The organism is Desulfovibrio sp. 7SRBS1, from assembly GCF_049723905.1.
In the GTDB taxonomy this organism is placed as follows: Bacteria; Desulfobacterota; Desulfovibrionia; order Desulfovibrionales; family Desulfovibrionaceae.
Genome location: NZ_JBJKFD010000001.1, coordinates 2130443 through 2156585, shown reverse-complemented (window position 1 = coordinate 2156585; position 26143 = coordinate 2130443). Strand labels below are relative to the sequence as shown.

General features: G+C 57.7%; 24 protein-coding genes. 3 read left to right on the top strand and 21 right to left on the bottom strand.

What is annotated here, in order from left to right; translation table 11 throughout:
* The first annotated feature begins 37 nt into the window (after positions 1 to 37).
* Positions 38 to 646 (top strand): XTP/dITP diphosphatase, encoded by a 609-nt coding sequence (locus ACI0FJ_RS09920; protein WP_424302568.1) that lies wholly within the window; start codon positions 38 to 40, stop codon positions 644 to 646.
* Positions 647 to 1332: 686 nt separating this feature from the next.
* On the opposite strand, the gene ACI0FJ_RS09915 is transcribed toward ACI0FJ_RS09920, so the two are convergent.
* The 4 genes from ACI0FJ_RS09915 to ACI0FJ_RS09900 all read right to left on the bottom strand — a co-directional run bounded on the left by ACI0FJ_RS09915 (position 1333) and on the right by ACI0FJ_RS09900 (position 4177).
* Positions 1333 to 2325, bottom strand: a complete 993-nt coding sequence (locus ACI0FJ_RS09915; RefSeq protein ID WP_424302566.1) for a MerR family transcriptional regulator — start codon at positions 2323 to 2325, stop codon at positions 1333 to 1335.
* Positions 2326 to 2518: 193 nt separating this feature from the next.
* Positions 2519 to 3058, bottom strand: coding sequence for a C-GCAxxG-C-C family protein (locus ACI0FJ_RS09910; protein ID WP_424302563.1), 540 nt, complete (start codon positions 3056 to 3058; stop codon positions 2519 to 2521).
* 61 nt (positions 3059 to 3119) lie between these two features.
* A complete protein-coding gene (locus ACI0FJ_RS09905) occupies positions 3120 to 3632 on the bottom strand; it encodes a rhodanese-like domain-containing protein (RefSeq protein WP_424302560.1) in 513 nt (170 codons plus the stop codon).
* A gap of 41 nt (positions 3633 to 3673) precedes the next feature.
* Positions 3674 to 4177 (bottom strand): MauE/DoxX family redox-associated membrane protein, encoded by a 504-nt coding sequence (locus tag ACI0FJ_RS09900; RefSeq protein ID WP_424302557.1) that lies wholly within the window; start codon positions 4175 to 4177, stop codon positions 3674 to 3676.
* A 164-nt stretch (positions 4178 to 4341) separates the two neighbouring features.
* Between ACI0FJ_RS09900 and ACI0FJ_RS09895 the strand changes: the two genes are divergently transcribed.
* Complete coding sequence (locus ACI0FJ_RS09895; RefSeq protein WP_424302554.1) at positions 4342 to 4587, top strand: hypothetical protein; 246 nt, start codon at positions 4342 to 4344, stop codon at positions 4585 to 4587.
* On the opposite strand, the gene ACI0FJ_RS09890 is transcribed toward ACI0FJ_RS09895, so the two are convergent.
* The 3 genes from ACI0FJ_RS09890 to ACI0FJ_RS09880 all read right to left on the bottom strand — a co-directional run bounded on the left by ACI0FJ_RS09890 (position 4533) and on the right by ACI0FJ_RS09880 (position 8485).
* Positions 4533 to 7592 carry a DEAD/DEAH box helicase gene (locus ACI0FJ_RS09890; RefSeq protein WP_424302551.1) on the bottom strand — a complete coding sequence of 1020 codons (3060 nt, stop codon included), beginning with the start codon at positions 7590 to 7592 and terminating at the stop codon, positions 4533 to 4535. The two genes, ACI0FJ_RS09895 and ACI0FJ_RS09890, sit on opposite strands and share 55 nt — an antisense overlap.
* A gap of 146 nt (positions 7593 to 7738) precedes the next feature.
* Positions 7739 to 8212, bottom strand: a complete 474-nt coding sequence (locus tag ACI0FJ_RS09885; RefSeq protein WP_424302549.1) for a hypothetical protein — start codon at positions 8210 to 8212, stop codon at positions 7739 to 7741.
* 27 nt (positions 8213 to 8239) lie between these two features.
* The gene (locus ACI0FJ_RS09880; protein ID WP_424302546.1) at positions 8240 to 8485 is read right to left on the bottom strand and encodes a hypothetical protein; all 246 of its coding nucleotides are present in this window, start codon (positions 8483 to 8485) and stop codon (positions 8240 to 8242) included.
* Between the two features lie 457 nt (positions 8486 to 8942).
* On the opposite strand from ACI0FJ_RS09880, the gene ACI0FJ_RS09875 reads away from it, so the two are divergent.
* A complete protein-coding gene (locus tag ACI0FJ_RS09875; RefSeq protein ID WP_424302543.1) occupies positions 8943 to 9839 on the top strand; it encodes a M23 family metallopeptidase in 897 nt (298 codons plus the stop codon).
* 96 nt (positions 9840 to 9935) lie between these two features.
* On the opposite strand, the gene ACI0FJ_RS09870 is transcribed toward ACI0FJ_RS09875, so the two are convergent.
* The 14 genes from ACI0FJ_RS09870 to ACI0FJ_RS09805 form a co-directional block, all read right to left on the bottom strand.
* Positions 9936 to 11177 carry a glycoside hydrolase family 5 protein gene (locus ACI0FJ_RS09870; protein ID WP_424302541.1) on the bottom strand — a complete coding sequence of 414 codons (1242 nt, stop codon included), beginning with the start codon at positions 11175 to 11177 and terminating at the stop codon, positions 9936 to 9938.
* Between the two features lie 295 nt (positions 11178 to 11472).
* The gene (locus ACI0FJ_RS09865; protein WP_424302539.1) at positions 11473 to 12810 is read right to left on the bottom strand and encodes a tetratricopeptide repeat protein; all 1338 of its coding nucleotides are present in this window, start codon (positions 12808 to 12810) and stop codon (positions 11473 to 11475) included.
* Positions 12774 to 13445: a TonB family protein gene (locus ACI0FJ_RS09860; RefSeq protein WP_424302536.1), complete on the bottom strand. Its 672-nt coding sequence runs from the start codon at positions 13443 to 13445 to the stop codon at positions 12774 to 12776. The genes ACI0FJ_RS09865 and ACI0FJ_RS09860 overlap by 37 nt, the downstream gene beginning before the upstream one ends.
* A gap of 3 nt (positions 13446 to 13448) precedes the next feature.
* On the bottom strand, positions 13449 to 13862 hold the full coding sequence (locus ACI0FJ_RS09855; protein WP_424302533.1) for an ExbD/TolR family protein: 414 nt from the start codon (positions 13860 to 13862) through the stop codon (positions 13449 to 13451).
* Positions 13859 to 14431 (bottom strand): MotA/TolQ/ExbB proton channel family protein, encoded by a 573-nt coding sequence (locus tag ACI0FJ_RS09850; protein ID WP_424302530.1) that lies wholly within the window; start codon positions 14429 to 14431, stop codon positions 13859 to 13861. Before ACI0FJ_RS09850 ends, ACI0FJ_RS09855 begins: the two co-directional genes overlap by 4 nt.
* Positions 14424 to 15848 carry a MotA/TolQ/ExbB proton channel family protein gene (locus ACI0FJ_RS09845; protein ID WP_424302527.1) on the bottom strand — a complete coding sequence of 475 codons (1425 nt, stop codon included), beginning with the start codon at positions 15846 to 15848 and terminating at the stop codon, positions 14424 to 14426. The genes ACI0FJ_RS09850 and ACI0FJ_RS09845 overlap by 8 nt, the downstream gene beginning before the upstream one ends.
* Positions 15848 to 16669: a DUF3450 domain-containing protein gene (locus ACI0FJ_RS09840; protein ID WP_424302524.1), complete on the bottom strand. Its 822-nt coding sequence runs from the start codon at positions 16667 to 16669 to the stop codon at positions 15848 to 15850. The genes ACI0FJ_RS09845 and ACI0FJ_RS09840 overlap by 1 nt, the downstream gene beginning before the upstream one ends.
* 118 nt (positions 16670 to 16787) lie before the next feature.
* The gene (locus ACI0FJ_RS09835) at positions 16788 to 17543 is read right to left on the bottom strand and encodes a hypothetical protein (RefSeq protein WP_424302522.1); all 756 of its coding nucleotides are present in this window, start codon (positions 17541 to 17543) and stop codon (positions 16788 to 16790) included.
* Complete coding sequence (locus ACI0FJ_RS09830) at positions 17540 to 18358, bottom strand: hypothetical protein (protein WP_424302519.1); 819 nt, start codon at positions 18356 to 18358, stop codon at positions 17540 to 17542. Before ACI0FJ_RS09830 ends, ACI0FJ_RS09835 begins: the two co-directional genes overlap by 4 nt.
* Positions 18359 to 18392: 34 nt before the next feature.
* The gene (locus ACI0FJ_RS09825; RefSeq protein ID WP_424302516.1) at positions 18393 to 19781 is read right to left on the bottom strand and encodes an ATP-binding cassette domain-containing protein; all 1389 of its coding nucleotides are present in this window, start codon (positions 19779 to 19781) and stop codon (positions 18393 to 18395) included.
* Positions 19778 to 20848: a FecCD family ABC transporter permease gene (locus ACI0FJ_RS09820; RefSeq protein WP_424302513.1), complete on the bottom strand. Its 1071-nt coding sequence runs from the start codon at positions 20846 to 20848 to the stop codon at positions 19778 to 19780. The genes ACI0FJ_RS09825 and ACI0FJ_RS09820 overlap by 4 nt, the downstream gene beginning before the upstream one ends.
* 3 nt (positions 20849 to 20851) lie before the next feature.
* The gene (locus ACI0FJ_RS09815) at positions 20852 to 21865 is read right to left on the bottom strand and encodes an ABC transporter substrate-binding protein (protein WP_424302510.1); all 1014 of its coding nucleotides are present in this window, start codon (positions 21863 to 21865) and stop codon (positions 20852 to 20854) included.
* A 259-nt stretch (positions 21866 to 22124) separates the two neighbouring features.
* On the bottom strand, positions 22125 to 24212 hold the full coding sequence (locus ACI0FJ_RS09810; protein WP_424302507.1) for a TonB-dependent receptor: 2088 nt from the start codon (positions 24210 to 24212) through the stop codon (positions 22125 to 22127).
* Positions 24213 to 24772: 560 nt separating this feature from the next.
* The gene (locus tag ACI0FJ_RS09805) at positions 24773 to 25687 is read right to left on the bottom strand and encodes a transporter (RefSeq protein ID WP_424302504.1); all 915 of its coding nucleotides are present in this window, start codon (positions 25685 to 25687) and stop codon (positions 24773 to 24775) included.
* Positions 25688 to 26143 lie beyond the last annotated feature (456 nt).

The window sequence follows — 26143 nt, the reverse complement described above, 5'->3', positions numbered from 1 at the left end:
TTTTATATTACCACGAGATAAGGGAGCAGGAGGCAATATGGCGCAAATAGTTTTGGCCTCGCACAACAAAGGCAAAGTCGTCGAATTGAAGCAGATGCTGTCCGAGTTCGGCATTGAAGTACACAGCTTGGCGGAATACCCGGAGATCGGGGAAATCGTCGAGGACGGCGAGACCTTTGAGGAGAACTGCCTCATCAAGGCCCGCGCCGTGTGCAAGGCAACTGGCAAAATCGCAGTTGCCGACGATTCCGGCCTTGAAGTCGACGCCCTGGGCGGGCGGCCCGGCGTCTACACCGCCCGCTACGCTGGCGAGCACGCCACGGACGAAGAAAATTACACCAAGCTCCTGGGCGAACTCGGCGACCTGCCCGACGAAAAGCGCGGCGCGCAGTTCGTCTGCGTGGTCGCTGCCGTGGCACCCAACGGAGAAACCATTACCGCGCGTGGACAGTGGCGCGGACGCATAGGCTACAAGCCCGTTGGAGATAACGGCTTCGGCTACGATCCTGTATTTACAGATCCCGAACTGGGCCGCACCAATGCCCAGCTTACCCGCGAAGAAAAAAACGCCCGCTCACATCGCGGCAATGCCCTGCGCTTGCTGCTGGAACAGTGGCCGGATTTTTGGAAGAAAGTGGGGGAATAAAGAGATGCGAGGGGGCAAACCTTTCTGAAGAAAGGTTCTTCCCCCTCGCGCTCCCCCTTTCCAAAGACTTTTATTCGTAGGGGAAGGGGCTTTCTTCAGAAAGTCCTCCAGAATGGAGGCCGGTGCACAGCACCGTGAGGGCAGAGCGAAACCATGCTTTCGCGTCGCCCGGTCCCGCAAGGGGCGTCCAGTCCTTTGCGCATCTGGCAGTCAAGAGGTTCTCCCCCTTGTGCTCCCCTTGTATTTAGACTGCTGAAAAAGGCCCGATAGCTTCGTTGTTTCAAAAAACTCAAATCCTCGCGTATCAGGAAATACGCGTCGGCCTTGAGTTTTCCTTACGCCTCGCTCTCAAACCTTTTTGAGCAGTCTGCGTGGTTTGGGAGGTATGGATAAATTGTCAATGCTTAAAAGCTTGAAATTATTTTAAATTTCTCTTTCTTCCCTCTGGTCCCCCACCACATAGCTAGGCCGCGTAAGTTTTGTGTCCGGCAAGGCGCTGCAAGCTTTCGCAAGCGAGGACAGTATTTTTAATACGTCCCGCGCAGCGAAAGTTAGCAGCAACGCAGCCGGACGCGAAAATCGTGCGGCCTTCATCCTCATTCGAGGACAGTATGTTTTAATACGTCCCGCGCAGCGAAAGTTAGCAGCAACGCAGCCGGACTCAAAAATCGCGCGGCCTAATCCCCCTAACCGATTTCCTGCCCTATATGCTTGAATAACTCGTAGAATCCAAAGGGGGGCATGTCGTGCCCGTCAAAGGAAAGGCGTTGGAGTTGGCAGACCATGTTGCCCTTTGGGGTGCGGGTGCGTGTCACGGTGATGTAGTGCTTGCGGACCTTGCCGGGCTGTCCGGCATTTTCCGAGATGTGCAGGGTCCATTCCGTGCTGGTGCTGTGCCAGCGCAGGGCCAGGGCGCGGGTGGTGCCTGCGTTGCGGCGCATCAGGGTAATGAAATCGAGCAGTGAAAAGTGCTTTCGGTCGCGGTCGGACACGCCGAGAAATTCGTTTTTATCCGACAGAAAGACCAGCGGCAGACAGAGAAACTCTTCGGGCGGCCCCAGGGCGTTTTTCACGGCAAGCTGCATGGTGTGCTGCTCGCGGCGCAGGGCGGCGTTTTCCTCGCGCACTAGGGCAAGTTCCATGGAAATGTCGCGGGTCTGCTGCTGTGCCGCTTCCAAGGCCTCTGCCAAACCGGTGTATTGGCTGTGCAGTTTTTTTATTTCATTGCCTAGGGAGGCGACCGAACCCGGCTGGGAGCGCCAGCGCTTGTACTCCTTCCACAGTATGGCCACGCTGTTGCGCACCAGACCGTAGTCGTGCAGGGCGTTTTCCTGGCGTTGCATGGCGGCCATGAGTTCGTCGTAGGGCGGCAGCTCGCCGTGTACATCCGGGCTTTCAGGAGTGGGGTCGAGGGGGCGCCCCATGGGGGAAGGCTCATGCAGCTGTTCGTCGATACAGTTATGGAGCCGTTCGAAAATTTCCGGGGTGGTCAGACCGTCGCGGTAGAGGCCGGAGATGAGTTCCAGAGTCTGGACATCGCTTCGGGGGTATTTGGTGGCGCGGCCGTAGCGTTTTCCGCTGAAGAATTCCTCGAACAGCCGTGCGTAGCGCCGCGCGGTGTTTTCCGGAATATCGGCAAGCTGGGCCAGCTCGACAATGAGATAGCGATCGTTGGTCATGGACCTCTCGAGCCTTTGGGAGTTCGTCAGGCGCGTAGTTTCGTTTTTTCAGGTAGCGAATGGACAAATTCGTTTACTGAATTTGGCCGGATAGACTCATCTTTGGTGCAGTGTACACCATATACGAAGCCCGAGGCAATGGGGCGTGGTACAAAGGGAATTGCGGGGGTGAAAAGGGGCCGCAGATGCGTGGCTAGCGCAGAAATTGGTTGGCCAGGGCCTTGACCCGGGCGAATATGGGATTGTCCTTGCGCGGTGCGGTAGAGGTGTCTGACAAATCGGGCTGGTGGCGGAGGAGGATGCCCACAACCATGGCGGCGGCATTCCCTGTGAGTCCGGCACATTGGGCAAAATGGATTTTTGGGGTGTCTTTTACCTTTTTGGAGAGCACGCGGCAGCAGGTACTTTTGTTGGCCTCCTTGAATGCGTCGTGCAGTTCATTGGCGGCTTTGCGGCAGAGCTTGCGCCGTGCATAGGGCTTTTCCTTTCCGAGGATGAGCCCCAGGGCGGCCACGCCCCCGTTGACTGCGCCGCACAGGCAGCCGCTGTCCCCCAGGCCACAGGCCATGCCTGCTGCCAGGCGTACGGCCTGCTCTTCATCCAGTCCGCCGTTGAAAAGCTCGTTGATGGTTACCAGAACCGCTTCCGAGCAGAGCATCTGGCGGGAGTTGTACAGGCCTTGGGCACGTTCGCGTGCGGCTTGGGCAAGCGCTTCGGGAGTTCTGGCTGTCATATTGTATCCTGTGAGGTAAACGGCCCCGAGGCGTTGTGCTCCGGGGCCGTTGGGATTTGTGTTATTCGACTTTTGCTTCGGCGTTTCCTGCGCCCTTCCAGGCGTAGATGCCGCCAGGATAGCGGTAGACGTTCTTGTAGCCAAGCTTTTTGGCCCAGACTGCGCCATTGTGGCTGCGCGTGCATTTCACAAATCCGCAATAGATCACGATGGTCTTGTCTTTATCCGGTCCCAGAAGAGCGATGTAGTCTTCCTGTGTCTTGCCGTCGGTTTCCTTTACATCCCACTCCTTCATGTCGGGGATGGGGAAGAGGAATTGCTTTGCACCGGGCACGTGGCTTTTCTTGTAGCTGGCCTCGTACGGCATGGTATCGATGATGAGAATGTCCTTGCCGCTGTCTATCATTTTCTTGAGCTCGTCCGTCTTGACGATGCCGTATCCGCCGCGTTCAACTTCGCGCAGCAGTTTGACCGCGCTGTTTTCCTTTTCCACTTCGGCCTTGAATTTGTCGTCGCAACCTGTGCTGAGCCCGAGAACGGCCAGACAGAGTACGGCAAGCAACACTTTCTTCATTTTTCCTCATCTCCTTCTGTAGGGTTGCGGGGTAGGTGAAATCACGCATCCACGGGGCGGTAGCGTGTGTTCGAGCGTTGCAGAAAGATGCCGCGGTTGTTGCGCCAGCGCCACCAGTGCAGGTACACAACGGCGGCCAGCATGGCGATGTCGCGGTACAGGGAGGTATACAGGCTGGAAAAGGCTTCGGCCTCGGGGTCTTCGGGACCGTAGCAGCCGCAGTCGATGTCCAGGCCAAGGTGTATGCCGTACAACAAGATTCCAATGAAGAAGGTGGTCAGCCCGCCAATGCCTTCCAAAGACCAGCGCACATCAAAGATGAGGCCGAGAGCCAGAAGGATTTCCAGGCAGGGCAAGACCAGGGCAATGGGAAATGCAATAAATTTGGGAACGATGCCAAAGGCTTCTATGGTAACGGCAAAGACCTGCGGATCGGCCAGCTTGAGCACTCCGGCCACAAGAAACATCAACGCCAGCCCCACCCGGACGATGCGGTAGGCCGACAGCGTAGCGGGCAGGCAAAGAATTTTTTTGGCATTTCCCATGTCGCTCTCGGAAAATACATAAGCTAAAATTGATTGTCTTTTTAAATAACAGCCCCAAAGGAGTAAAAACAAATTGATTGATGCGATGGCATGTAGATAATGACATAGAAATTAACTATGCATAAGATGTTTTCAATTGATAATATGTGTTGCAGGAGACATATATGAAAGAAAAATCACAGGCTCCGGCCGGGGCACTTTCCAGCATCCCACGTATACGGCCGGACATGACCGTTCTGGACGTGGTGGCGGCCTGGGAGCCGACACAAAAGGTCTTCAGCAGCTACGACGCGCAGGCTGGCGAATGCATCTGCTGCAATGCCCTGTTTGAAAGCCTGGAAGCAGTGGCGCGGCGTTACGACCTGGATTTGGAAAAGCTGCTTGCCGAGTTGGACAAGGCCGCGGGATAGGTCCAGTCAACGGGCAGACGGACGACGCGTTTGGCCTTGTTGGTGAAGAGCACGTGGCCGTTGTCGCGGCCGTACAGGTACAGGTCGCGGGTTATGCGCACGTCGGCCCGGCAATAGTGGGCTATTTCGTCCAGTTTGCCTTCCTTCCACCAGGCCAGGGCCTGGAGTCCGTCCGCGGTCTTGGGCGCGTCCAGCGTGGCCTTGCCCAGATTGTCCAGGGGCAGGCGGTAGCTGAGGCGGTGGTAGATGGAGGTCAGCAGGTCCAGGGTGGGCAGACGCTGGTAATCGTATGTGTACAGGCCGGAGAGCACGGCGTAGTCGAAGCGCGAAATGTTGAAGCCGATGACCATGTCGGCCTGGGCCATGCGTTCCACCATTTCCGGGATGCGGTCCTGCTCGTAGTCTATGTATTCGTCCCCTGCCGAGTCGTAGAGCACGGCCACGGACACGCCCATGCGGTCGGCCCTGTTCCAGCCGCCCACTTCTTTTGCCGAACGGCGGGTTTCCACGTCCATGACCATGTAGCGGATGGCCGAAGTGTTGGGAGATCCTGCGTCAGATGGCGTGTTGTCAGATTTCGCGTTGGGCAAGGGGGCGTCGGCAGATGGTGTTTTGCCGGATTGCATGTCGGGCTGCTCAATGGCCAGCGCAGGAAATTCGGTTGGCTGCTCGTCGGGATGCATGGCTGGTATATTCTCCATATTTGCAGTCGGAACGGATTGTATTGTTTCTTCCGTGGCTTCCAGCTTGGGCGGTTCGCCGTCGCGTATGGCCTTGAGCACGAAAATGGCGGCGTCCTTGGAAATGGGGCGGTTGCCCGAGCCGCATTTGGGCGAGTGCACGCAGGACGGGCAGCCCAATTCGCACGGGCAGGACTCGATGGTCGCCAGGGTGCGTTCCAGCAGGTCGTCGGCCTTGGAAAAGGCCAGGCGCGACAGGCCCACTCCACCCGGATGGCCGTCGTAGATGAAGACCGCCGACCCGCCCGCCTGCGGATGCATGGGCGTGGAAATGCCGCCCAGGTCGTTGCGGTCGGTCATCACCAGCAGGGGCAGAATACCGATTGCCGCATGCTCCACGGCGTGGATACCGCCCATGAAATGGTGCATGGCATCTTCGGTCTGGCGGCGGACTGTATCGGGAATGTCGAACCACAATCCTTCGGTTTCAAAGACCAGCGGTTCAAGCTCCAGCGGGGTCATGTTCAGCATGCGCCCGTCGCCGGTGCGCCGTTTTTCGTAGCCGATAACACGTTCCGTTACCCGCAGCCTGCCCAGATGGACCCGCGTGCCCCAGACGACGCGGCTGTCCAGCCGCTCCAGAATTTCCGTGTCCTTTTCCGCGCGCACCTTGGTGTAGTAGCCCACCCGGGTCTGCACCACCTTTACCGTGCGCGTGCCCATGTCCAGGTCCTGGACCACGTAGGTCCGGCCAAGATGCAGATAAACCGCGCCGGGATGCGCTTCCTTGATGGCCCTGGTGTCGTCGAGCTGCCCTATGATGGTGCCGTCCGCATCCTCGATGCTGAAGGTGGAACCGGTGCCGCGCAGGTTGACCATGCGGTGGGGCCGCTTGCGCTGGGAAAAAATCTCAAGACCGTCCGCGCTTTCCAGCAGCACGCCCTTGGCCAGCATGTTGTCCACTTCGCGTTGGATGCCTTCCTCGGCCAGAAATTCCTCACCTTTCCGCAGAGACAGTTCGGCCGCGGCGCAGTCCAGATGGCGGGCCAGAATGACCGGATTGTACGGGTTGACCACGGCGGATTCGGGCGGACGCTGAAAAAAGTCTGTGGGGTGGCGCATGAAATATTGGTCCAGGGCGTCTTCGCCAGCCACCAGAACCACGGCCGAATCCTGCTGTTTGCGCCCTACGCGGCCGCCGCGCTGCAAGGTCTGCATCACCGAGCCGGGGTAGCCGCACAAGATGCAGACGTCCAGGCCGCCGATGTCTATGCCCAGTTCCAGGGCACTGGTGGAAACCACGGCCAGCAGGTCGCCCGAAGCCATGCGTGCTTCGATCTCGCGGCGTTCCTCGGGCAGGAAGCCCGAACGGTAGGCGCTGATCTTGTTCTTGAACGGTCCGGCCTTTTCCGCGGCCCACATGCCGATAAGCTCCACCATGCGGCGCGACTGGGCGTAGACAATGGTGCGCAGCCCTTTTTCCAGGGCGGTCTGCAACATGCGGATGGCCGTGGACGCGGGCGAGCCCATGGGATTGGCAAAGACGAAGTGGCGGGCACCCTGCGGCGCGCCGCTTTCCAGCACGGGCACGGGCTTGCGCGAGGTGAGGCTGTGGGCCAGTTCGGCCGGGTTGGCTACGGTGGCCGAGCAATGGATGAAGGCCGGGTCTGCTCCGTAATATCGGCATATCCGTTTGAGCCGCCGGAACACCAGGGCCATGTGCGATCCCATCACGCCCCGGTAGGTGTGTACCTCGTCCACCACCACGTGGGTCAGGTTGGCCAGGAAGGCCGACCAGGTGGAGTGGTAGGGCAGGATGGACAGGTGAAGCATTTCCGGGTTGGTCAGCAAAATGTCGGGCGGTTCGTCGCGCAGTTTTTTGCGCTGATAGGGAGAGGTGTCGCCGTCGTAAACCGCGGCCTCGATGCGTTGCTGGGACGGGGCCAGGGTAGCCAGCTTGCGGATGGTGCCCAGCTGGTCGCGGGCCAGGGCCTTGAGTGGAAAAAGGTACAGGGCCCGGCTGTCGGGCAGGGAGAAAATTTGTTCAAAGACCGGCAGGTTGTAGCACAAGGTCTTGCCGCTGGCCGTGGGCGTGGCAACCACCACGTCCTGGCCGGAGCGGGCCGCGTCGATAGCCAGGGCCTGGTGCGAAAAAAGCTGGCCCACGCCGTAGGCGCCCAGCATGCCCTGCAACACCTGCGGCAGGGGGCGGGCCGGATCGCGGTGCACGGCCTTTTGTTCCGGCAACAGCTCGTGATGCACCAGCATGGGGCCGATGCGTTCGGAATCGGAAAGGGTCTGTATGTAGTCGGTAATTTTGCTCATTTTGGGGATGGGAAGGCATTGTCCAAAGAGGGAAACGCGCCCCCGTGGTCCTTTATGGAGTGTGTTTTCTCCAAACGCAATACAACGGAAATTTGCAGGCGGTGTGCGGATCGACCCGCTTTTTCAGGAATGACGCGGCTTGCCTGTTATTCTACCTTGTGCAAGGCATCAATCTTAACCTGAATGATCCCCAAATGATAGGCCGTGTGCGCCAGCGCCCCGGCAGCTCCCCACATGGCCTCAACGTCGCTAGCAGCTTGTTGCATGATTGCCTGCTCCAGATCAAGGCATTGACCTTCCATTTTGCAGAGCAGCTCGTTCCACTCTGTCTCGCTTACTTCGTTTTTTTCCCAGCTTGTATTCCAGTCGTATGTAACCCCGCGCACTCCTTGTATCCATTGGGCAAAGACGTCGAGGCTGAAGGCAACATGCAACGCATGCGTTGCAATGGAAGCACCCGCTACCGGTAAAGACGCCTCCTGTGCCGAGAGGTTTTTCAAGAGAGCGAACAGACCATTGGGGCCGGGGTCCAAAAAGGCTCCCTTATCGCCTGCTCCGTAAAAACATTCCCGAAGAACACTCAAAATAGCGTTTTGTTCCGTGGCGTCCGAGGGGGTCATGTTTTTTCTCCTTGTATGGGGCCTTCCTTACCAATGCACCGACAACACACAATCTTCCCGGCTGTGGGCGTCAATCAGCTTTGCCTTGAGATCCGTCCAATAATCATGGGTCTTGTCAAAAATCGCGTTTCGTATCTCGGGATAATCTGTCGGATACTCCTGTTTCAGGAGCAAATCGATATTTTTCCAGTTCACTCCCGACGCATCAAGGATGCTGAGTCCGTAAACCCATATTTTGTCCACAAACGGCGCGACTTTTTCGAGTATGGGCATTGGTGCGCGCAACCAATGTAAGGGGCTATCTGGTATGTACAGGATTCTGACGGACATTCATTGAGGATGGGTCTTGGTGAACAGTGCCGGAGTTTCATACATTTCCTCCCCTGTTTTTGGCCCCGTGCAGACGAGAGCAGTCCAGACGGTACCACCCCAAAATCCAATGAACTTACAACACCTGCGCCAATGGCAGGACGTTGTTTTCAGGCTGCATTGTATCCAGAATTGTAGAGGGTTGCCGTAAAAGAGGCAACGCCAGGGGGGCTGGGCAGGAGTGGGGAGACATTTCATATGGAATGTAACAGAATGCGTACAATTGTACTGCCTTGTCGGTTTACACGGCAGAGCTTGCCTTTGCTGCAAGTGTTTATTAGAAAAACTGTAAAATAAAAGATAGTAATATCATTTTTCATTTAGAAAAACATATTTGCTGTCATATGCATCAGGAAAGACAATGAACATATTTTCATGGAACATCATGCGCTGTATCAGAGTATTCTTTTTACAGTCGCTTCTGCTGGTTTGTCTGCTCTCCATTGCCAACTCCTCGGATTGTAAGGTCCTCGATGCTCCTGATTCCATTGGGATAGGGCAGCCATTTCTTGTCCGGCTGGCGTTTCCGTATGTTGCGGATGATGTGCAGGTTGTTTGGAATGCAAAATCCCTGCACCCTTCGGTTGAAAATGCAGACGGAATATCCAGGGCCATTGTCTTATTGGGGACTCCCCTCAAATTGCATCCAGCGCGTCTGCAACTAGCGGTGAAGGTACGCAGAAAAGACAAGACGGTATCGTATTCAAAAGAAATTGAGATAGTTGAACACCCATACCAAAAGGAAACACTCACCGTTGCCCCCAAAATGGTGGCGCCTCCGAAAAAGCTGAAAGAGCGTTTGCTCCACGAGCGTGAGTCGGCCCTGAAAGCGATTTATACTGTTTCCGCCGGGCGCCGCTGGAGCGTGCCGTTTTCATTGCCTGTGAAGGGGAAGATGCTGAGCCGGTACGGGCTGTACAGAGTGTTCAACAACACTGTGAAGGCCCGGCATAAGGGCCAGGATTTTCGGGCTTACCTTGGAACTCCCATATGCTCCATAGCCCCTGGAAAGGTGGTTCTTGTGGGGAACAATTTTTATTTTGCCGGAAATTGCGTGTATATTGATCACGGGGATGGTGTTGTCTCCTCGTATGCGCACATGTCGAAAGTTTTGGTAAAACAAGGCGATATGGTGGAGCAGGGGCAGGAAATCGGCCGTTCCGGCGCTACGGGCCGAGCAACTGGCGCGCACCTGCACCTCAGCGTATTTGCCCAAGGTGTTAATGTCGATCCGGTTCCCCTGTTTTCCATGAAGTAGGAATGGTCTCCTGTTCGCCAACCCGTTTGGCGGCACGATGCAGCCGTCGGGGAGAACGTCGGGGAGAACGCCGGGGACACCATTCCCGACAATGTTCTATTTGGCGAATTCCCGGCTGAACACATTCCACAAGGGGTTGGCGCGACGTTTTACGAGTTGTTCGTGCGGAACGCCCTTTTCACGTTTTGCCCAGTATTTGCCGCCCAATGGTTTCGTGCCCAGTTCATAATCCATTCCGTCCCAATCGGAAGCGCGGAATGAGTAGAACGCCCAATGCCATCCTTTGGCGTTGAATGCCGCAATCAGATCTTCCAGATACGCCTTGGCCCCGGAAACCCGGCGGTTGCACCCGAATTCCTCGACGATGATCCGGGAGGTCGGCACGTTGCACCGGGCTGCCCAATCCACCACGGGCTGAATTCTTTGTTCAATATCGGCCTTGGTCCAGGCTTCCGTCTTTCCGTCCCACCCGTCTGGCATTTTGTCCGGATAGGAGAAACGTCCCTTGTTGATGCGAAATGTCGTGTAATTCCACGGGTCGTAAAAGTGGAATGCGTAGAGCACGGCCTTGTCGTCCACCGGGGTAAGGTATTGTATCCCATCTGCCGCGGAGTGAAACCAACCGTCCAGAATGATTGGCGTATTCGTATCTTCCGAGCGTATGGCCGCTACCATCCGGCGGTTGAAGCGGTTGAGGTCGGCTGCCGTTCCCGTGTGCTTTTTCAGCCATTTGTCAAAGGCGGCATGGTCCTCGTTGCTCAGGTTATCCTTGCGTGCCGGGTAGGGTTCGTTGAACGGGTTGTAGGCCACAATCGCAGGGTGGTTCTTCAATTCCGCGGCAAGTTTTTTCCAGAAGGAAAAAGCCTGTTGCTGGTATTTTTCCTGTGTCCAGAGCCGGTAGTCGAATTTCCCTTTGTTTTGCTGGCGCCAGCGTGCGCCGGGAAGGCTGAACGTGGTCAACACCACGCGGACGTTGTATTTTGCCGCGCTGTCCAGGGCAGCCTTGAGGCGCGCCAGGTCCTGCCGGGGAATGTCGGTAAAATTATCCGCGTTGCCGATCAGAAAATCCCGGCCCTGTCCTTTGAGCTTTGTGGGGGACAGGCGGACAAATTCAATTCCTGCCTGGGAAGCAGCCTTGAACCATTGGTCCGGGTTCTGTTCAATGTCGCCGTTTGCCCCTTTCCGTTGCTGTTGCCAAAAGGCGGATTTTGGCTCTGCGGAGAGTGGGGCATGGGCGGAAAAGGTCATGCCGGACTTTGTTTGGGCAAAGCACGGGTTGCTTCCAACCACGACGAGAATCAATGAGTACAACACAAGATATACGTAGTTTGCTTTCATTTTTCCCTACTTGCTCGATGAATTGGATGTGTGCTCTGTTTTGAATGGCAGTTTCGCAGCGTAGAGTTGTGCGCAGCTTTTTGGGGAAATGTAGGTGGGTGCCGTAAAAGAGGCAATGCAGAAAAAAGACCAGGAGCTATCAGGCGAAGCGGACCTGGTAGTGATCGGAGTTGCTTCGACGCGTGGTGTTCTGGACGTGGTACAGAAAGGAATTTGATTCGCCGCACCGAGAGGGGAACAGAAAATACCGGACTCACCACCAGCCGTAGACCGGGCGTGGTGAGTCCGGTGGGGATTACTTGATGGTCGGAACGCGGTCGGGATCAAACTTTTCCGCGTCCAGAATGTCCTGCACCATGGCGTGGCCGTATTTGGCCTGTTTGGCGTACGGAGCAACCGTATTTTCGGCCAGGGAGAAATAACGCAACGCGGCAGGCCAGTCCTTCACATCCCATGCGGCCAATGCCGCCATGGTATAGGCCTCGCCCTGGATGGATTTCTTGGTGCGTGTTTTCTTTGTATTCTTGTCTGCCGGGCAGACGCGCGTTTCGGCAGCCTGCGCATAGGTCTGCATGCTTTCCGCCGAGTGTCCGGATTCCATCTGGATGCGGGCTTTGAGCAGGAGCGGATCGGCGCAGTTTGCAGACTGTACGAGCTTGTCGCATGCGGCCAGGGCTTCTTCATAGCGGTTGGATCGGGAATAGATGGAGCCGAGGCGTTTTGCCAGGTCGTGGGGTGCGCCCTTTTGCAGGCAGCGGGCGGCCTGGAGTGGCGCGTTGATGTACAGATACAGGTTCGCCAGGCTTTGCCATTTGGAGGCGGACGGCGGTTTGATCGCGTAGGCGGTTTCCAGTGCGGCCGCCGCGCTGGCGTGTTTTTCCCGGTTTATCTGCACCTGGGCCAGCAGTTCCCAATAATCGGCCAGGTCCGGGCTGGATTTCAGCAGGGAGGTGAGGGCGGTTTCCGCTTCTTTCCAGCGTTTGAGCTGGCAGAGCAGATTAACCCTGAGCTTGACCCAGTTGGGCTTGGGGCCGTTTTTGCGGACGTCCGGCCGGGTCAGAAGCTGGTTGAGCCTGTCCAGAGCGGTATTGTAGTCCTTTATGCGGAAACGGCAGGCTGCGGCCTGATAGAGCAGCACCGGAGTGTCGCCGTATTTTTTCGTGTCTTTCTGCTGCAGGGCGTAGGCGTCTTCAAAGGCTTTGGCCGCAATGGCGAGCTTGTCCTGTCCATAGGCGGCCACGCCCAGATTGTATTGCAGCGGGTACGAGTCGGGGTGGGCGGCAACCCCCTTGGAAAAGGTGGCATAAGCCTGCTTGATGTCTTCCATTTCCAACCGGCAGTTGCCCAGAAGAATGTAAAACTGTTCCTCTGCCTTGCCGTCGTGTTCGTCCAGGTATTTCTGCAGCGATTCGGCCGCCTTGGCGAATTCCTTTTTTTCCATGTTCTGGCTGGCCGTATAGAGCACCCGCTGGGCAAAGGGGGACAGCTGGGCGGCCTGGGCCCGGAGCGGCAGGCCTGCCAGCAACAGACATAGCATGAGGCACAGCGCCAACCAGAATTTGGGAACGCTGAACCGGTTGTCATCGGTACTGCTGTTTAATTCAATGTGAAGGCGACGGGTATTTCTATCCATGTGGGTACTTCCTTGCCTTCGAGGATTCCCGGACGGAACGTCCAGCGGGCCAGGGCTTTTTGCGCGCATTCCTCGAAAATTCCCTGCGGCTCGGCAGAGACGGTGCTTATCTGAACGGCCTTGCCCTCGGTGGTGATGAGGGCGCGCAGCAGGACCTTTCCCTGAATACGGCGGCGTTTGGCCATGACCGGGTACATGGGCGGCAGGTAGCGGACCAGCCGTGGCGGTTGGTCCACCTCGCCCAATGAGAATCCTGCAGTAGCCGGAGGACCGGAAAATCCCGTCTGTGCCGGTGGCGGTGCCACACTGACCGTGGCGGTTTTGGCCGGGGCCGGATCGAAGCTGAGCTGCGGCATTTCAAGCTGCGGCGTGGGCGGCCTCTGCTGCCTTTGGGCGGTGAACTCCCGGGGCTTGATTTTCTTTGGTTCGGGCTTTTTTTCCTCGCGTGGCGGTTCCGGCTTTTTGGGCTTGGGCGGCGGCATCACACGCGCTATGCGGATGGGCTGGGAATAGGTTTCCCCGCCCTTGAAGCCGACATCGCCCGAAAGCATGGGCATGAGCACGCACAGCCCCAGCGTGACCAGACAGGCGGCGGCCAGGGCCGCGCATATGCCGATGATGCGTCGTTTTTGCACGATCTACTCGGCCTTCTTGGCGGCCACGCTGATGTTTTTGACCCCTGCCATGCGGCAGTTGTCCAGCACGGCCAATGTGGCGCCCGTACTGGCGTCCTTGTCCGCGACCACGATGACCGAGCCCTGGGGCATGTCGGCCAGAAAACGCTGCATGCGGGCCCGTACCGCCCGGATATCCACATGCTTGCCTTCTATAAAGACCTGTCCGTCCGCGGCCACGGCCACGAGCAGGTTGGTCTTTTCTTTGGTTTCCGCGCTCTGGGCCGAGGGCCGGTTCACTTCTATGCCCGCCTCGCGCACAAAGCTGGTTGTAACCAGAAAAAAGATGAGCAGGATAAAGACCATGTCGATGAGCGGCGTCATGTTGATTTCGTCGCTGCCGTTTTCCATGGATCGGTAGCCGAGTCTGCGTCTCATGCCGCACCTCCGCAGCCGTTTTTGAGTAGGGACAGGCCGTAGCTTTCCAGCCGTCCCTGAATTTTGGAAACCTTGCGCCGCAGAATGTAGGCGGCCACCATGCCGGGCACGGCCACCATCAGGCCGGTCTGGGTGGTTATCATGGCTTCGGAGATGCCGGAGGCCAGGGCCTTGGCATTGCCGGTACCGAACTGGGCCACGGCCTCGAAAGTGCCTATCATGCCGGTTACCGTTCCCAGCAGGCCCAGCAGGGGCGCTGCCGAGGCCAGTACGAAGATGGTGGCTATGGAGGCGCGCAACGGGCGCTGCATGTCGGCCAGCAGGGTTTCCAGCAAGCGGCGGTTCAGCTTGGGCGAGGCACTGCGGTAGCTTTTCATGAGGCCGAGCAGGTGCATCTTCATGTCGCGCTGGGTCCGTGAGTCGCGGCTGCCCGGAGCAAAGGCCGCCACCTGGACCAGGGTGATGAAGATGAGCACCCACAGCCATATGGAAAGGGCCAGCAGCGGCAGCATGATGGGGCCGCCGGTGCGGACGAATTCAAAAGCCTGCAGCAGAAGACGGTCATCCATCGGCGCAGTCCCTCCGGCGCAGGAGCAGGGCGGTGAAGGCCGTGCCCTTGGCGTCCATGTCGTCCAGCACACCGGAGACACGGCGTTTGAGGAAATGGGCAATGAGCATGATGGGGATGGCCACGGCCAGTCCGGCCTGGGTGGTGACCAGGGCTTCGGAGATGCCGCCGGACATCATGCGCGGGTCGCCCGTGCCGAACACGGTGATGACCTGAAAGGTGTTGATCATGCCCGTAACCGTACCCAGCAGGCCGAGCAACGGGGAGATGACGGCCAGCACCTGCAGGGTGGAGAGAAAGCGTTCCAGACGAGGCATTTCTTCCAGCATGGATTCCTGCAACGTGGCCTCAAGCACGTCCGGCCCCTGGCCGCGTTCCTTGATAAGGCGCGCCAGGACACGTCCGGCAGGGGATTTGCCGTTGCCTTCCAAAAGGCTCTCGCAGGTCTGCCAGTCGCCCTTGTCTGCGGTATCCATGAATTGTTTGAAAAACGTCCGGGACCCCTTTCGCTGGCGCAGCAGAAAGACGAGCCGTTCCAGCCCGATGAGCAGGCCCAGGGCTCCGGCGGCCAGGATGGGCCAGAGCAGAAGGCCGCCTGCGCGGACCCATTCGCGGGTGTCCTTTCCGGCCAGCAGCCGCGCGAACACGGCTCCGTTGGAAATATCCATGGGCACGGACTCTGCCTTGCCCGCAATGTAGTCCTCGATGCGCGAGGTGGTCAGCCAGTCCGTCACTTCCGGCACCACGGCCAGCCGTTCGCCGCCTTCTTCCAGCTTGAGATAACCCACGTTGCCGGACTGGTCGCGGTAGATGGCCGTGAACAGCCCCAGGCGCAGGATGTCGCCGCTGGCAGGCTGGCCAGAAGCACTCATGTATTTTCCCGGAGCCAGCGCATGGTTTTTGGCGGCTTCCATCTGTTCAAAGCGGACGTCCACCAGGGAGCGGATGGCGGGTACGCCGGGGTAGCGGTCGCTGTGCAGCAGCGCGGACACGGTCTGTTGCCACTGAGGGTGGGCAGGAGCGGCCAGACTGCCGTTGATGTCGTCGGCAGCCTGCTTGGCAGCAATGCGGATGGTGCCTTCCACGGTCTTGAGGTCGTCGGCCTGCTCTTCCAGATCGGCCTGCAATCCCTCGCGGGAGTTGGTGAGGCCGGTCAGCTCGTGCTGCAGCGACTTGTATTCCTTGTCTTTTGCGGCCAGCTGTTGTTTCAGATCGGCAAGACGGGCCTTGAGCGCCGATTCTTCCATGGCGGCAAGTTTGCGGGTGTGTTCGGCCTGCTGGGCATTCTGGGTGGTCAGGGCGTCCAGGGTGGTGGCGGCCTTTTGCAGACCGTTGTCAGTGGCCTCAGCCGCCGTAGCGGGATGTGCGTTTATGGCTAAAAACAGGGCCAGGAAGGTATATGCGAAGAGACGTTTCATTAGTTCTGCCCTCCCAAGGCCCCAATGGGCAGATCGAGCAGCTCGGCCACCCGTTTGTTGCGCGCCACGGCAATGGCGTTCTTGATGGCCTGGCCGTATTGTTCGGGGAGTTCCTCCCACTGGCCGGTCTGCTTGTTGAAACGGCCGATGCCCGAGCCGTCGGGCGTGCGGTAGAACAGGGCAAGCCTGCCCAGTTGGAGCACTTCCACCTCGTTGGCTGGTTGAGCTTCGCCATGGAGGTGGAGCAGGGTTTCGCGGGCTTCCACCAGGGAGCCGTACGAAGCTTCTATCTGTACGGCCTCCAGCGTGCGACGGAGCTTCTCGCCCAGGTCGGCGGTATGGTCGTCGAGTACGTCGCGCAGGGCTTTGAGGCGCAGTGCGCGTTCATCGTGCAGAAAGGGGAGGTCGGCAGCCACGGCCTTTTCCAGCCGGGCGTAGACTTCGTCCAGATAGGGTTCCAGCTCGTAGCGGATCTGCTTGATGGCCTGGAGCTTGTCCTTGAGAATGGCAATGTTGCGCTTTTCCCTGGCCACGTAGCGGGCATATTTATCCGCCTGATACTCGGTCCAGGCCAGGCGGGATTCGGCGTCCCGAACGTCCTGCACAAGCGCCTGCTTGTCGCGGTTCCATTGGTCGAGTTCTTCTTGCGCCTTGGACTGCGATTTGATGGACGCGGCCAGTTTGTCCTGCTTGGATACGAGGTCCGCAGCCGATGCCCGGGGTGGGGGCGACAGGATGGCACAGGCCAGAAGCGCCAGCACGAAAATGGTTTGGTGGATAAACCGTGGGCGAAATTTTCCACGACTGAATGAAAAGCGCATTGTATGGTCTCCCGAAACTGGATGCATGGAATCTACAGGAAAAATGATCATAAAAATTAAACACGCATGCTGGCAACAGACAGTGCCGTTGAGCAATAGTTGAAAATGATTCTCTATGTCAATAGCCAAGGTTCATCAGAAAAATGATGAGAAAAACGGCCAGTGGCGGCAGGCCCATGGCCAGCGCCCGTGGCTTGTAGGAAGAAAACCAGCGGGCCGGAAGATGGCAGGCCAGCATGATGAGCAGGTAGAACAACGTGGAGCGCAAGAAGTTGCCGCTCCATTGCCATGTGTCTCCCCAGCCCAAAAGGCACCAATAACATCCGGCAACCTCACTTGCCAAAAAGGAGCACACCCCCAGGAGCAGGACGTTTCTGCCCTGGATTCGCGCAGTGTTGGCCCCTGTCTGCCCCGGAGCAAGCGCCCCGCTGAGCAGGACCAGCGAGGAAAAAAACAGAAAGCCCAGGGATAGGCTGCGGAAGATGAAAAACAGGCGGGCCCAGACCAGGGCGGCCATGTTTTCTTCGGGCCTTGGGGCCACTCCGGTAAAGGCCATGGGGAGCAGCACGAGGAGCAAGGCCAGAGCCAGAAATGTGTAGATGTTCGCCTTGCTCGAGCGGCCGTTGGAAACGGGAAACAGCAGGATGCAGGCGGAAAGGACCAGGGCGGTGGAAAGGCTTCCTTCAAATCCGCCATGCAACGGCGGATAGCCGCGCAACATGGTGACATGGACGGTCAGGCCGAGCAGCGGAGCCACGGAAGCGGCCAATATCCAGCGGGCCATGGCCGGTTTTCCTGCATATGACGCGACCAGGCCGCAGACGGCCAGGACAAGGGGGAGCTTGTACAGATAGGGTGCGATAAGTTCCATCATGATTCGTCATCGCTTGCCCGGGTGATCTGAGCCGGGACTTTTTTCCAGGTGAGGAAGGCGTAGGCCAGGGTACAGGCGATCATCAGAATGTAGACGATGAACAACGGCTCGGCCGAAGGGTTCTTGATGGCAAAGACCAGGATGCCCACCTGATCCCCCTGGGGGGGAGCAAAGAATTTTTTGACGATGCATTTTACAGATCCGCAACTGAGCGGCCCCATGTAGCGGACGTCCTGCCGTTTGAGCAGGTGCCCGTGCTGGTACAGCGCCAGGGTTGCGGTGTTTTCCCGGACGTTGAATTCCTCGGGCTTCAGGTAGTGAAAGCGCCGGTCCGCGGAGGTGCGCAGCAGTTCCGGGTCCACGGTCAGGTGAAAGGCCTCGGCTTTGAGCGTGTAGCCGTCGCCAAAGCTGTGTTCCTGTCCTGGAAAAAGGCGGAAGGGCGTGTATTTTTCACCCCAGGTGAAGTTCAGGATGTGGCCCACCAGCATGGTGAGCAGCAGCACGTGGATGGCGATGATGAGCACCTGGGCCGCAGGCAGGCCGCCGCGCAGCCGCAGGATGAATTTGCACCAGGTGCAGCAGACCGTGTTGGTGAAGAGCAGGCCGCCGGTAAGGATGAGCAACCCCACCCAGATGGTGACGGCCGGGTTGTCGGCCCCGTGTGCCAGCAGCCAGGGCAGGAGCAGGGTGTGGTTCATGGCTGCGAAAGCCGCTTCCACGGCTGGCGACTGCATCATGAGAATGCCGACGGTCAGCAGGGCGCACAGCGCCAGAATTATCCAGACCGCCTGGGAGAGTTGGGAGAAGCGTTGCATGCGGAACTCCGGAAGTTGCCTTTATGTTGCGTGGTCAGCCGTTCGCGTCGGGATGGCACAACTCGATCAGGCGTTGAAGGCTCCCGGCCCTGTTCGCCTGAACAACCACATGATTCTGCAGGTTCCAGCGCTCGATAACCTGTTCCACCAGGTAGTCGCGCACAATCCATATATGTACGGGCCGGTTGAGCCGAAGCAGCGGCGGGAGGCAATCGGCCCAGCCTTTGCCTGCCAGTTCCAGTTTGCCGACTTCATCCACAACTATCACGTCACTGTTTGCGCAACGTTCCGGAGACAGGGCGAGCCGTCCGGCCCGGTCGCCTTCCGGAAAAAAAGTGTAGGGCGTCAGTCCCCCATTGTGTCTGGCCCCGTCGCGTTCGGCCCCATTGCGTTTGGCCTCGTCGCGGCGCGCCAGAGGCGTCACCGTACCGTCGTGCAGGTCGCGCAGGTCGAACCCGGCCCGCTGGTCGTTTTTCCATAGTCCTTCGGCCAGAATACCGGCGGTGCTTACGTGCGCACGCTGCAGTTCGGCCAAGAGCCGTGTGACCAGAGTACTTTTGCCGCTCTGTACCGAGCCGGTCACCAGCACCACCCGCGGCCCGCTGCTTTGGGGAAATTCCCGGCATTCGTCCGCTTCGGGGCCGCAGTCCGCCACCATGGAAGGCAGAAACACCTTGGGGCCGTTGCTGGTGGGCAGGAGGCGGGCGTCGATGTCATAGAGCGAGCTGACCGCCTCGGGCGTCATCACCCGGTGGGTTTGTCCACTGTCCATGAGGCGTCCGTCCTTGAGCAGCATGGCGTGGTCTGCGAAGTGCAGGGCCATGGTGGGATCGTGCATGGAAGCCAGCACGGCGGTTCCGGTTTCCCGGGCCATGCTGCGTACATAATCGAGCAGCAGGAACTGGTTCTTGTAGTCCAGATGGTTGGTGGGCTCGTCCAGCAGCATTATTTCCGCCTCCTGCACCATGGACCGCGCCAGCAGCGCAATGCGCCGTTCGCCGCCGGAAATGCGGTTGAAGTTGCGGTCGGCCATGTGGACTGCGTTCAGAGCTTGGAGCGCGCTCAAGGCCATGGCGTAATCCTTGGGGCCGGGCGAGGAAAAAGGGCCCAGATAGGGGGTGCGCCCCATGACCACGACTTCCAGCACGCTGAAGGGAAAGGTTTCCACATGTTCCTGCGGAACCAGGCTGACGTGGCGGGCAATGTCCTCCTGCGGTCGGGACAGAAGGTCCTGACCGTCCAGGCGCAGGCTTCCGCTGGTTGGTCGCTGCAAGCCGTTGAGACAGGAGAGCAGGGTGCTTTTGCCAGAGCCGTTGCGCCCCAGAATGGCGGTAACGGTACCCGGCCGCAGGCAAAAGGAGATGTCCTGCAGGATGGGCCGGTGATTGTAGGCAAAGCAGAGGTGTTCGCATTCCAGACTCATAACCAGCCCGCCCCCCGGTTGCGGTACAGAAGCCAGGCGAACAGCGGCGCGCCTGCCAGGGCCGTGATGATGCTGATGGGCAGTTCCGAGGGCAGGGCGGTACGTGCCACGGTATCTGCCAGCAACAGGAAGATGCCGCCTATAAGAACGGTTATGGGGATAAGGCGCAGGTTGCCGGGGCCCACCACGGTGCGCGCCAGATGGGGGACCACCAGCCCCAGCCAGGCTATCTGGCCGCACGAGGCCACGCCCACGGCCACAACCAGGGAAGACAGGCAGATGAACAGCCCCCTGTACATGCGGGGATTCACTCCCAGGGCCTTGGCCTGGGAATCGCCCAGGGAAAGCACGTCCAGCCGGTAGCGCAGCAGATGGAAAATGCCCAGACCGACCACGGTTACCGGCAGAATGACGACCATGTCGTCCCAGCTTGCCCGCGACAAACTGCCCATGGACCAGAAGACCAGGGCGGGCAGTTCATTGAGCGGATCGGCCGTGTACTTGATGAGCATGAGCAGGGCGCTGAACACCGCGGTGACGATGATTCCGGCCAGCACCAGGATGATGGTCATGCGCACGGAAACCAGCCGGGCTATGGCCACGGCCGAGAAGACCGCTGCCACGCCGCCGAAAAAGGCCAGAACGCGGACCCCGGAAAAGCTGACCTGCGGCAGGATGAGCCCCAATGCGGCGCCAAAGGTGCAGCCTGCGGCCACGCCAAGAATATCGGGCGAGACCAGAGGGTTGCGAAAGACACTTTGGTAGACCGCACCGGAAGCGGATATGCCCATGCCGACGGTAAGGGCCAGCAGGCAGCGCGGCAGCCGGATGAGCATGAAGGCCAAAGCCTTGGGTGAGAGATCGGCAGTGCTCTCGGCAGTGCTTTTGGTCAATAAGACCTTGAAGCCAGCCAGCATGTCATCGGTGCCTATGTCCAGCCGTCCGGTGCGCAGGGCAAGAGCCAGAGCCACCAGAACCAGAAGGCCGAGGGCCAGGAGTATCCTGCGGTAACGGATGTTTTGTTCCGTCCGGGTGCTGTCGGCAAGGTCTGCAAGACTGTCGGACATGGCCTAGTTCACGTCATCCGTGCAATGGTGTTTCGCGCTGAAGCCTTTGCCGAAAATCATGTCGTAAAATTCCGCGGTGCGTTGTTTCATGTCCACATCGGCAAAGCGGTCCGGGTAGGTTTTTCCTGCCAGCCAGAGAACTCCGGGGACGCTCAGCGGGGAAGGAAAATCCCAGGGAACCATTTCCGAGGGGAAACGGTGCAGCCGTCCGTTCTTTACCGCGGGAATGGATGCGAACTGTTCGCCCTGGAAAATCTTCAGGCGGCTCGGCACCAAACGGCGGCTGAAGACGATGACGTCGGGATTCCACTTGACGATCTGTTCTGGGGAAACTCGTTGGAAAAAGCCGTTCAGTTCGTGCGAGGCATTGATTCCTCCGGCCAGGGAGATCATTTCGTCCTGGAGCATCTGCCCGGAAACCGTGGACAGGGGCCCCTGCGGCGCACAGTAGTAAACCGTGGCCCTGTCCTTGGGGGCGATATCCTGTGTGCGGTCGTGGGCCAGGTGCAACATGTCGTCCATGGCGGCAACCACTTTGCCCACCTCTTCTTCCACGCCGCAGGCCTGGGAGAGCAGGGAGAGGATGTGCTTCATGTCGTTGATGGATTCGGGCTTGATGATCAGCGAGGCAATGCCCAGCTGGTCGAGCTTGTCCGCAATGGAGTGGCCGTCCTTTTGTGCGTACAGGACCACCAGATCGGGCTTGAGCGCGACAATGGCTTCCAGATTGAGTCCGGAGGTCCGGTTGCCGACCTTGCCGACCTTGCGGTCGCCGATTACGGCCTGAAACAATGTCTGCTTGTCGGCCTGGTTGTCTGCACCCACCAGCCGGTCGCCGAGTCCGGCACACAGGACGAACAGCGTGCCGGGAGAAAAACTGGTGACAATGCGTTCCACCTTGTCCGGCAGCTGGACCGTACGACCGGCCATATCCGTTATGGTGCGGGCATGTGCGGTCTGTGCCAGCAGAAGAGCGGAGAGAAGGCAAAGGGCGAAAAAAAGAGACAGGCGTTTCATGGAATAGATCTCCGAAAAAACCTTGAAGATGGATGGAAAATAACGGACGTCCCGGGGCAAACCGGAACGCCCGTGGTTTTCGTTCCTAGTGTGATGTCCACAAAATACGTAGACGCATTTTGCGGAGGACCGCGACCTTCAAAACGCGGTTTTTAGGCGCGCTCACACCGCTTTTGGCGGTGCATGCCGGGCCATGCCCACCATGTGACGTGTCTTGTTCTGCTGCATGCATAATGATGCGGATTGAACGGACGCGACACTAGAATTCGGCGGACATACCAACCAGGAAGCTTCGTCCCTGCGCAGGCAGGGCATCGGAATCCCAGTAGTTTTCGTCGAAGATGTTTTTCACTTCCAGGTAGACTTCCAGCTTCTCCACATAGTGGGGAAGGTAGGGAGCCAGATCCTTGGCAAGACGGGTGTCCACGGTAAAGCTGTCTGTAAGCCATTCCGGGTCGTCGCCTTCGTTGCTGGGAAGCCTGCCCACGGTGTTGGCACGGTACAGCGCATTGGTGGTCCAGTCCACGTCGAGGACCGGGATGAGCCAGTCGAAGCCGAGGCCGACCTGATTTTCAGGCACGTCCTGCAGATAGCGGGAGGTACGGTCCGCACTGTGGTTGCGGGCGTGGGTGAAGGTGTAGTTGGCGTACAGGTTCAGCCGTTCCAGGGGGGAGTATTTGATTCCGGCTTCCACGCCCTGGGTTGTGGCGTGGCCGATGTTCTCATAGGGACTGTTGCGGTCTTTGGAAAAGATCATGTCTTCAATGTCGTTGTGGAAGTAGGCCAGGCTCACGTCGACTTTGTTGTCCAGAAATGCGCGGCTGGCACCCACGGTGACGTTGAGGTTCTTTTCCGGTTTCAGGTTCAGGTTGGTTCCGCCGGTGCTGAAGTAGTCGCTCAGGCGGGGGAAGCGTGTTTTCTGGGCAATGGAACTATACACCCGGGTTCCGTCGCCGAAGGTGTGGGTGATGCCCAGCATGGGGTTGAAGGCCGTCTCTTCGGACGGTGTGTCGACTTCGATTACAGTGACCTTGTCCCCGGCATAATCCTGGGCCTTGGTGACCTCGTAGGAATCCATGCTGAATCCGTACACCAGGTCGGTGCCCCAGCCGGAACGCAGGGTGTTTTCCAGAGCAAAGGAAAAGGTGTTTGCCCGGGAGGTTGCGTAGTCCACATCGGAATCGGGATTCTGTTTGTGTTCGTCACGCTTGTAATGGAAGGCTGCGTTCAGGGCGAACCAATCCACGGGATCGAAGTCCGCAAAAAGCGAACCGCCGATCAGATTGTCCTTGTAGGTGCTTTCGGCAAGTTTGTCGTCCAGTTCGTTGGTCAGGTAGGAGTCGTAGCGGTCTTTATGGTCGTGGTAGAACATCTTGGCGCGCAACTGAAACTGCTTGCCGAAGCGATGCCGTCCTGCCAGGTCCACGCCGGTATCCTGGTAGATTCCCCAGCGGGAGAACCAGGTAAAGGCCGGATGCGAGGGGAACACCTTGGCTTCGTCCACCATGGCGGGCTGGCCGCGCTGCGAATCCAGGTAAAAATAGCTGGCGAAAAGTTCGGTGTCTTCGTCCGGAACAAGGCCGAGGCGCAGCCAGACGTTGTTGGATTCGTAATCGGAGTTGTCGCGTTTGCCTTTTCCCTGCAGGACGGTGTTGTAGGAGCCGCCCGGACGCTGGCTGACCGTGGCTTCCACAGGATCGTAGGAATCGGAAACGTTCCAGCCGCCCGAGTATTTATGCTCGTACGTGCCCCAGAAGTTCACTATGCCTTTTTGTCCGCCGCCGGAAATGACTTCGCGGTTGGTCCCGTAGTCGCCCATTTCACCACGCAGGGAAAGGGACGGCTGGTCCCCGCCTTTTTTGGTGATGATGTTGATGACGCCGCCCTCGGCGTTGGGACCGTACAGCACGGACGAAGCGCCCTTGATGACCTCGATGCGGGAGATCATGCTGGACGGGATGGAGGAAAGGTCGAGGTAGCCGTACTTTGTTTCGTAATAGGGCACACCGTCGATGAGGGTCAGGATGCGGTCCTGCTGGAACCCCTGCATGGCGATGTTTGCGTTGCCTTTGCGGTTGTAGAAAAGATTGACGCCGGGCACGAAGCGCAGAGCTTCGGCTGCGTTTTTGGCACCGGATTTGATGATTTCATCTTCGGTGACCACATTATTGAGAGCTATTTCCTTGACGCCCGACTGGTCGCTGACCACGACCTCACCCAAAGTATAAACATCGCTGGCTGCGGCTGCCGTATCCTTGTTTTTCCCGGCTTCGGCCTGATCCTGAGCCAAAGCGGGGGCTGTACAGCTGCACACGAGTAAAAGAACCAAAACAATACGCCGTAACATGTTTTCCTCCTCAATGAACGTGAATGGGACAGTGAATGGTTCCTCGGGTGGCAAGCCAGCGGAATTATGCGAAGCACTGTTGGTGCTAAAGCCCAAAGCATCATCAAGAAGACATCTGGTGTGGCAACAGACGCGCTCTCGGAGGGATCAATGTTTGAAAGAACATATTATAGAAAAATGAGCATATATCTCTTTTGATCTAGCAATAGCGTCAATATTTATACAAGAAATAGCAGCTTGCTTTAGATCTGGTAGCAAATGTGAAAATTAGGACAAGACTTATGCGAAGCCATGAGAATAAGTCAAGAGAAGATCCTATGACTTTGCTTAAGCGCATGACGGCTTTCAGGGCCGGAAGGTTGAGTCGGGAAGCTGCGTCGGGAGGCTGCGGGCGGGGCAAACGCGCCACAACGTGAGGCATCACCCTGGCGTGCATAAAAAAACCGGCTCGGTGGAGCCGGTTTTCGTCAAGTCGTCCGTTCGAGCGGAGGAAGGGCGTGTGGAGCGACAGCCTCCGCGGAAGGGAATGGCCCGCCTTTGTCGGCGGGCCGCAGGTTCTGCTAAAAGAAGGTTCCTACATCAAAAACCTTTATCAGCTTGAACTCGATCCGATAGTCGTCCGAAACGCCCTGGGTACCATGGTACCAGCGTTCGAGGGGGAATTTGACAGTAAGCCCGGCAAAGGTGTTCCAGGGCTTGTATTTGAAAGCGACCTTGGGGCCGGCGTACCATTCGAGGGAGGCGTCCTGCTGCCGTACGCCGCCTCTTTTGGAGTTGTCGTTCGCTTCCATGGTCGATTCAATACCCAGGTCTACAAGGTTGCTCAGGGCATATGCATAGCCCAGGTTCCAACGAAATCTGTTGCCCTTTTGTAAATCGTGGCCGCCTTCGGTGAACATGGCGTAGTTCACTTCCGTATCAAAGCGGTTGGCATAGAGAAAATAGGTGGCGCCAATGCCGACCACTCCGCCCCAGGCGGCGTTACCGGCTGCATCCGAAGAGTGGGCACTTACCGATCCCGTGGGGAAGGTCACGCCGTAATCCAATGCCAGAGACAGCGGATCGCCCCCGCCCTGGTTCAGAAGACGCTGGTGGAGCACAACCGTCGTGTCACCCACACCATACACATCGTGGTCGGGTGCGTTGCTCCTGTTCAGATGCACGTTGTAGAACGGTGTGGCCAGACGGATGTCCAGGGTATCCAGGATGCCGTAGCGAAGTTTCAGCACTTCGTTGAACTTCGTACTTTTCACATCACCGTTGAGGCGCTTGCTGTACTGCCGTGCACCATCGCCTTCGCCGAATACGATATTGCCGCCAATGCCGAATTTCCCCGCAGGGATGCTGATGCCACACGGGCCGAATGTGGCCGAAGATGGTCCCCAGGCAACCGGGTAGTTTTCTGCCGCATAGGCGGTTGTCCCAAAGCAGAGCAATATCATCCCCATAATAAGGTGGATCTTAGCCCAGTTCATTCTTACGCCTCCTGTTGTTGGTGAGAAACATTCATTGTCCGAAAATTTGTTCAATATATAGATTATCAACTTTTAAAACGTATTTGTATTTGTTCTGATGAGGCTACAGCTGGAGATTGATGGTGGATTCTTATGTTGTGAGCTTTGCTGTGGTATGTTTTTAGTCTGAAAATAATAATCTTAGATTTATGTATACATAGTGTATGCTTGGTTATGCAGTGGTCTTAGGGGGTATATTTGATTTTTAATAATTTATTCAGTGTATTTCTTTGTATTGTAAATGCTGTGTTGTTGTATCTTTACTTGTAATGCGCCCAACTTGATCAAAGACTGTATTCAATTTGACTTGCTATCTATGTTAAATTTCAAAAATATTACGCATATATAGTTTATTTGGTATGCATGTTTGTTTTGTAGTTTTATAAAAAAATACAACCATATTTATTCCAATTTCTA

Excerpts from the sequence above, each read along its gene's own strand:
- ACI0FJ_RS09910 (WP_424302563.1), bottom strand. The coding sequence starts at position 3,058 with ATGACAGCCAGAACTCCCGAAGCGCTTGCCCAAGCCGCACGCGAACGT.
- ACI0FJ_RS09890 (WP_424302551.1), bottom strand. The coding sequence starts at position 7,592 with ATGAGCAAAATTACCGACTACATACAGACCCTTTCCGATTCCGAACGC.
- ACI0FJ_RS09900 (WP_424302557.1), bottom strand. The coding sequence starts at position 4,177 with ATGGGAAATGCCAAAAAAATTCTTTGCCTGCCCGCTACGCTGTCGGCC.
- ACI0FJ_RS09870 (WP_424302541.1), bottom strand. The coding sequence starts at position 11,177 with ATGAAAGCAAACTACGTATATCTTGTGTTGTACTCATTGATTCTCGTC.
- ACI0FJ_RS09825 (WP_424302516.1), bottom strand. The coding sequence starts at position 19,781 with ATGAGTCTGGAATGCGAACACCTCTGCTTTGCCTACAATCACCGGCCC.
- ACI0FJ_RS09820 (WP_424302513.1), bottom strand. The coding sequence starts at position 20,848 with ATGTCCGACAGTCTTGCAGACCTTGCCGACAGCACCCGGACGGAACAA.
- ACI0FJ_RS09905 (WP_424302560.1), bottom strand. The coding sequence starts at position 3,632 with ATGAAGAAAGTGTTGCTTGCCGTACTCTGTCTGGCCGTTCTCGGGCTC.
- ACI0FJ_RS09835 (WP_424302522.1), bottom strand. The coding sequence starts at position 17,543 with ATGATGGAACTTATCGCACCCTATCTGTACAAGCTCCCCCTTGTCCTG.
- ACI0FJ_RS09815 (WP_424302510.1), bottom strand. The coding sequence starts at position 21,865 with ATGAAACGCCTGTCTCTTTTTTTCGCCCTTTGCCTTCTCTCCGCTCTT.
- ACI0FJ_RS09850 (WP_424302530.1), bottom strand. The coding sequence starts at position 14,431 with ATGGATGACCGTCTTCTGCTGCAGGCTTTTGAATTCGTCCGCACCGGC.
- ACI0FJ_RS09880 (WP_424302546.1), bottom strand. The coding sequence starts at position 8,485 with ATGCCCATACTCGAAAAAGTCGCGCCGTTTGTGGACAAAATATGGGTT.
- ACI0FJ_RS09810 (WP_424302507.1), bottom strand. The coding sequence starts at position 24,212 with ATGTTACGGCGTATTGTTTTGGTTCTTTTACTCGTGTGCAGCTGTACA.
- ACI0FJ_RS09875 (WP_424302543.1), top strand. The coding sequence starts at position 8,943 with ATGAACATATTTTCATGGAACATCATGCGCTGTATCAGAGTATTCTTT.
- ACI0FJ_RS09895 (WP_424302554.1), top strand. The coding sequence starts at position 4,342 with ATGAAAGAAAAATCACAGGCTCCGGCCGGGGCACTTTCCAGCATCCCA.
- ACI0FJ_RS09915 (WP_424302566.1), bottom strand. The coding sequence starts at position 2,325 with ATGACCAACGATCGCTATCTCATTGTCGAGCTGGCCCAGCTTGCCGAT.
- ACI0FJ_RS09920 (WP_424302568.1), top strand. The coding sequence starts at position 38 with ATGGCGCAAATAGTTTTGGCCTCGCACAACAAAGGCAAAGTCGTCGAA.
- ACI0FJ_RS09865 (WP_424302539.1), bottom strand. The coding sequence starts at position 12,810 with ATGGATAGAAATACCCGTCGCCTTCACATTGAATTAAACAGCAGTACC.
- ACI0FJ_RS09830 (WP_424302519.1), bottom strand. The coding sequence starts at position 18,358 with ATGCAACGCTTCTCCCAACTCTCCCAGGCGGTCTGGATAATTCTGGCG.
- ACI0FJ_RS09885 (WP_424302549.1), bottom strand. The coding sequence starts at position 8,212 with ATGACCCCCTCGGACGCCACGGAACAAAACGCTATTTTGAGTGTTCTT.
- ACI0FJ_RS09845 (WP_424302527.1), bottom strand. The coding sequence starts at position 15,848 with ATGAAACGTCTCTTCGCATATACCTTCCTGGCCCTGTTTTTAGCCATA.
- ACI0FJ_RS09805 (WP_424302504.1), bottom strand. The coding sequence starts at position 25,687 with ATGAACTGGGCTAAGATCCACCTTATTATGGGGATGATATTGCTCTGC.
- ACI0FJ_RS09855 (WP_424302533.1), bottom strand. The coding sequence starts at position 13,862 with ATGAGACGCAGACTCGGCTACCGATCCATGGAAAACGGCAGCGACGAA.
- ACI0FJ_RS09840 (WP_424302524.1), bottom strand. The coding sequence starts at position 16,669 with ATGCGCTTTTCATTCAGTCGTGGAAAATTTCGCCCACGGTTTATCCAC.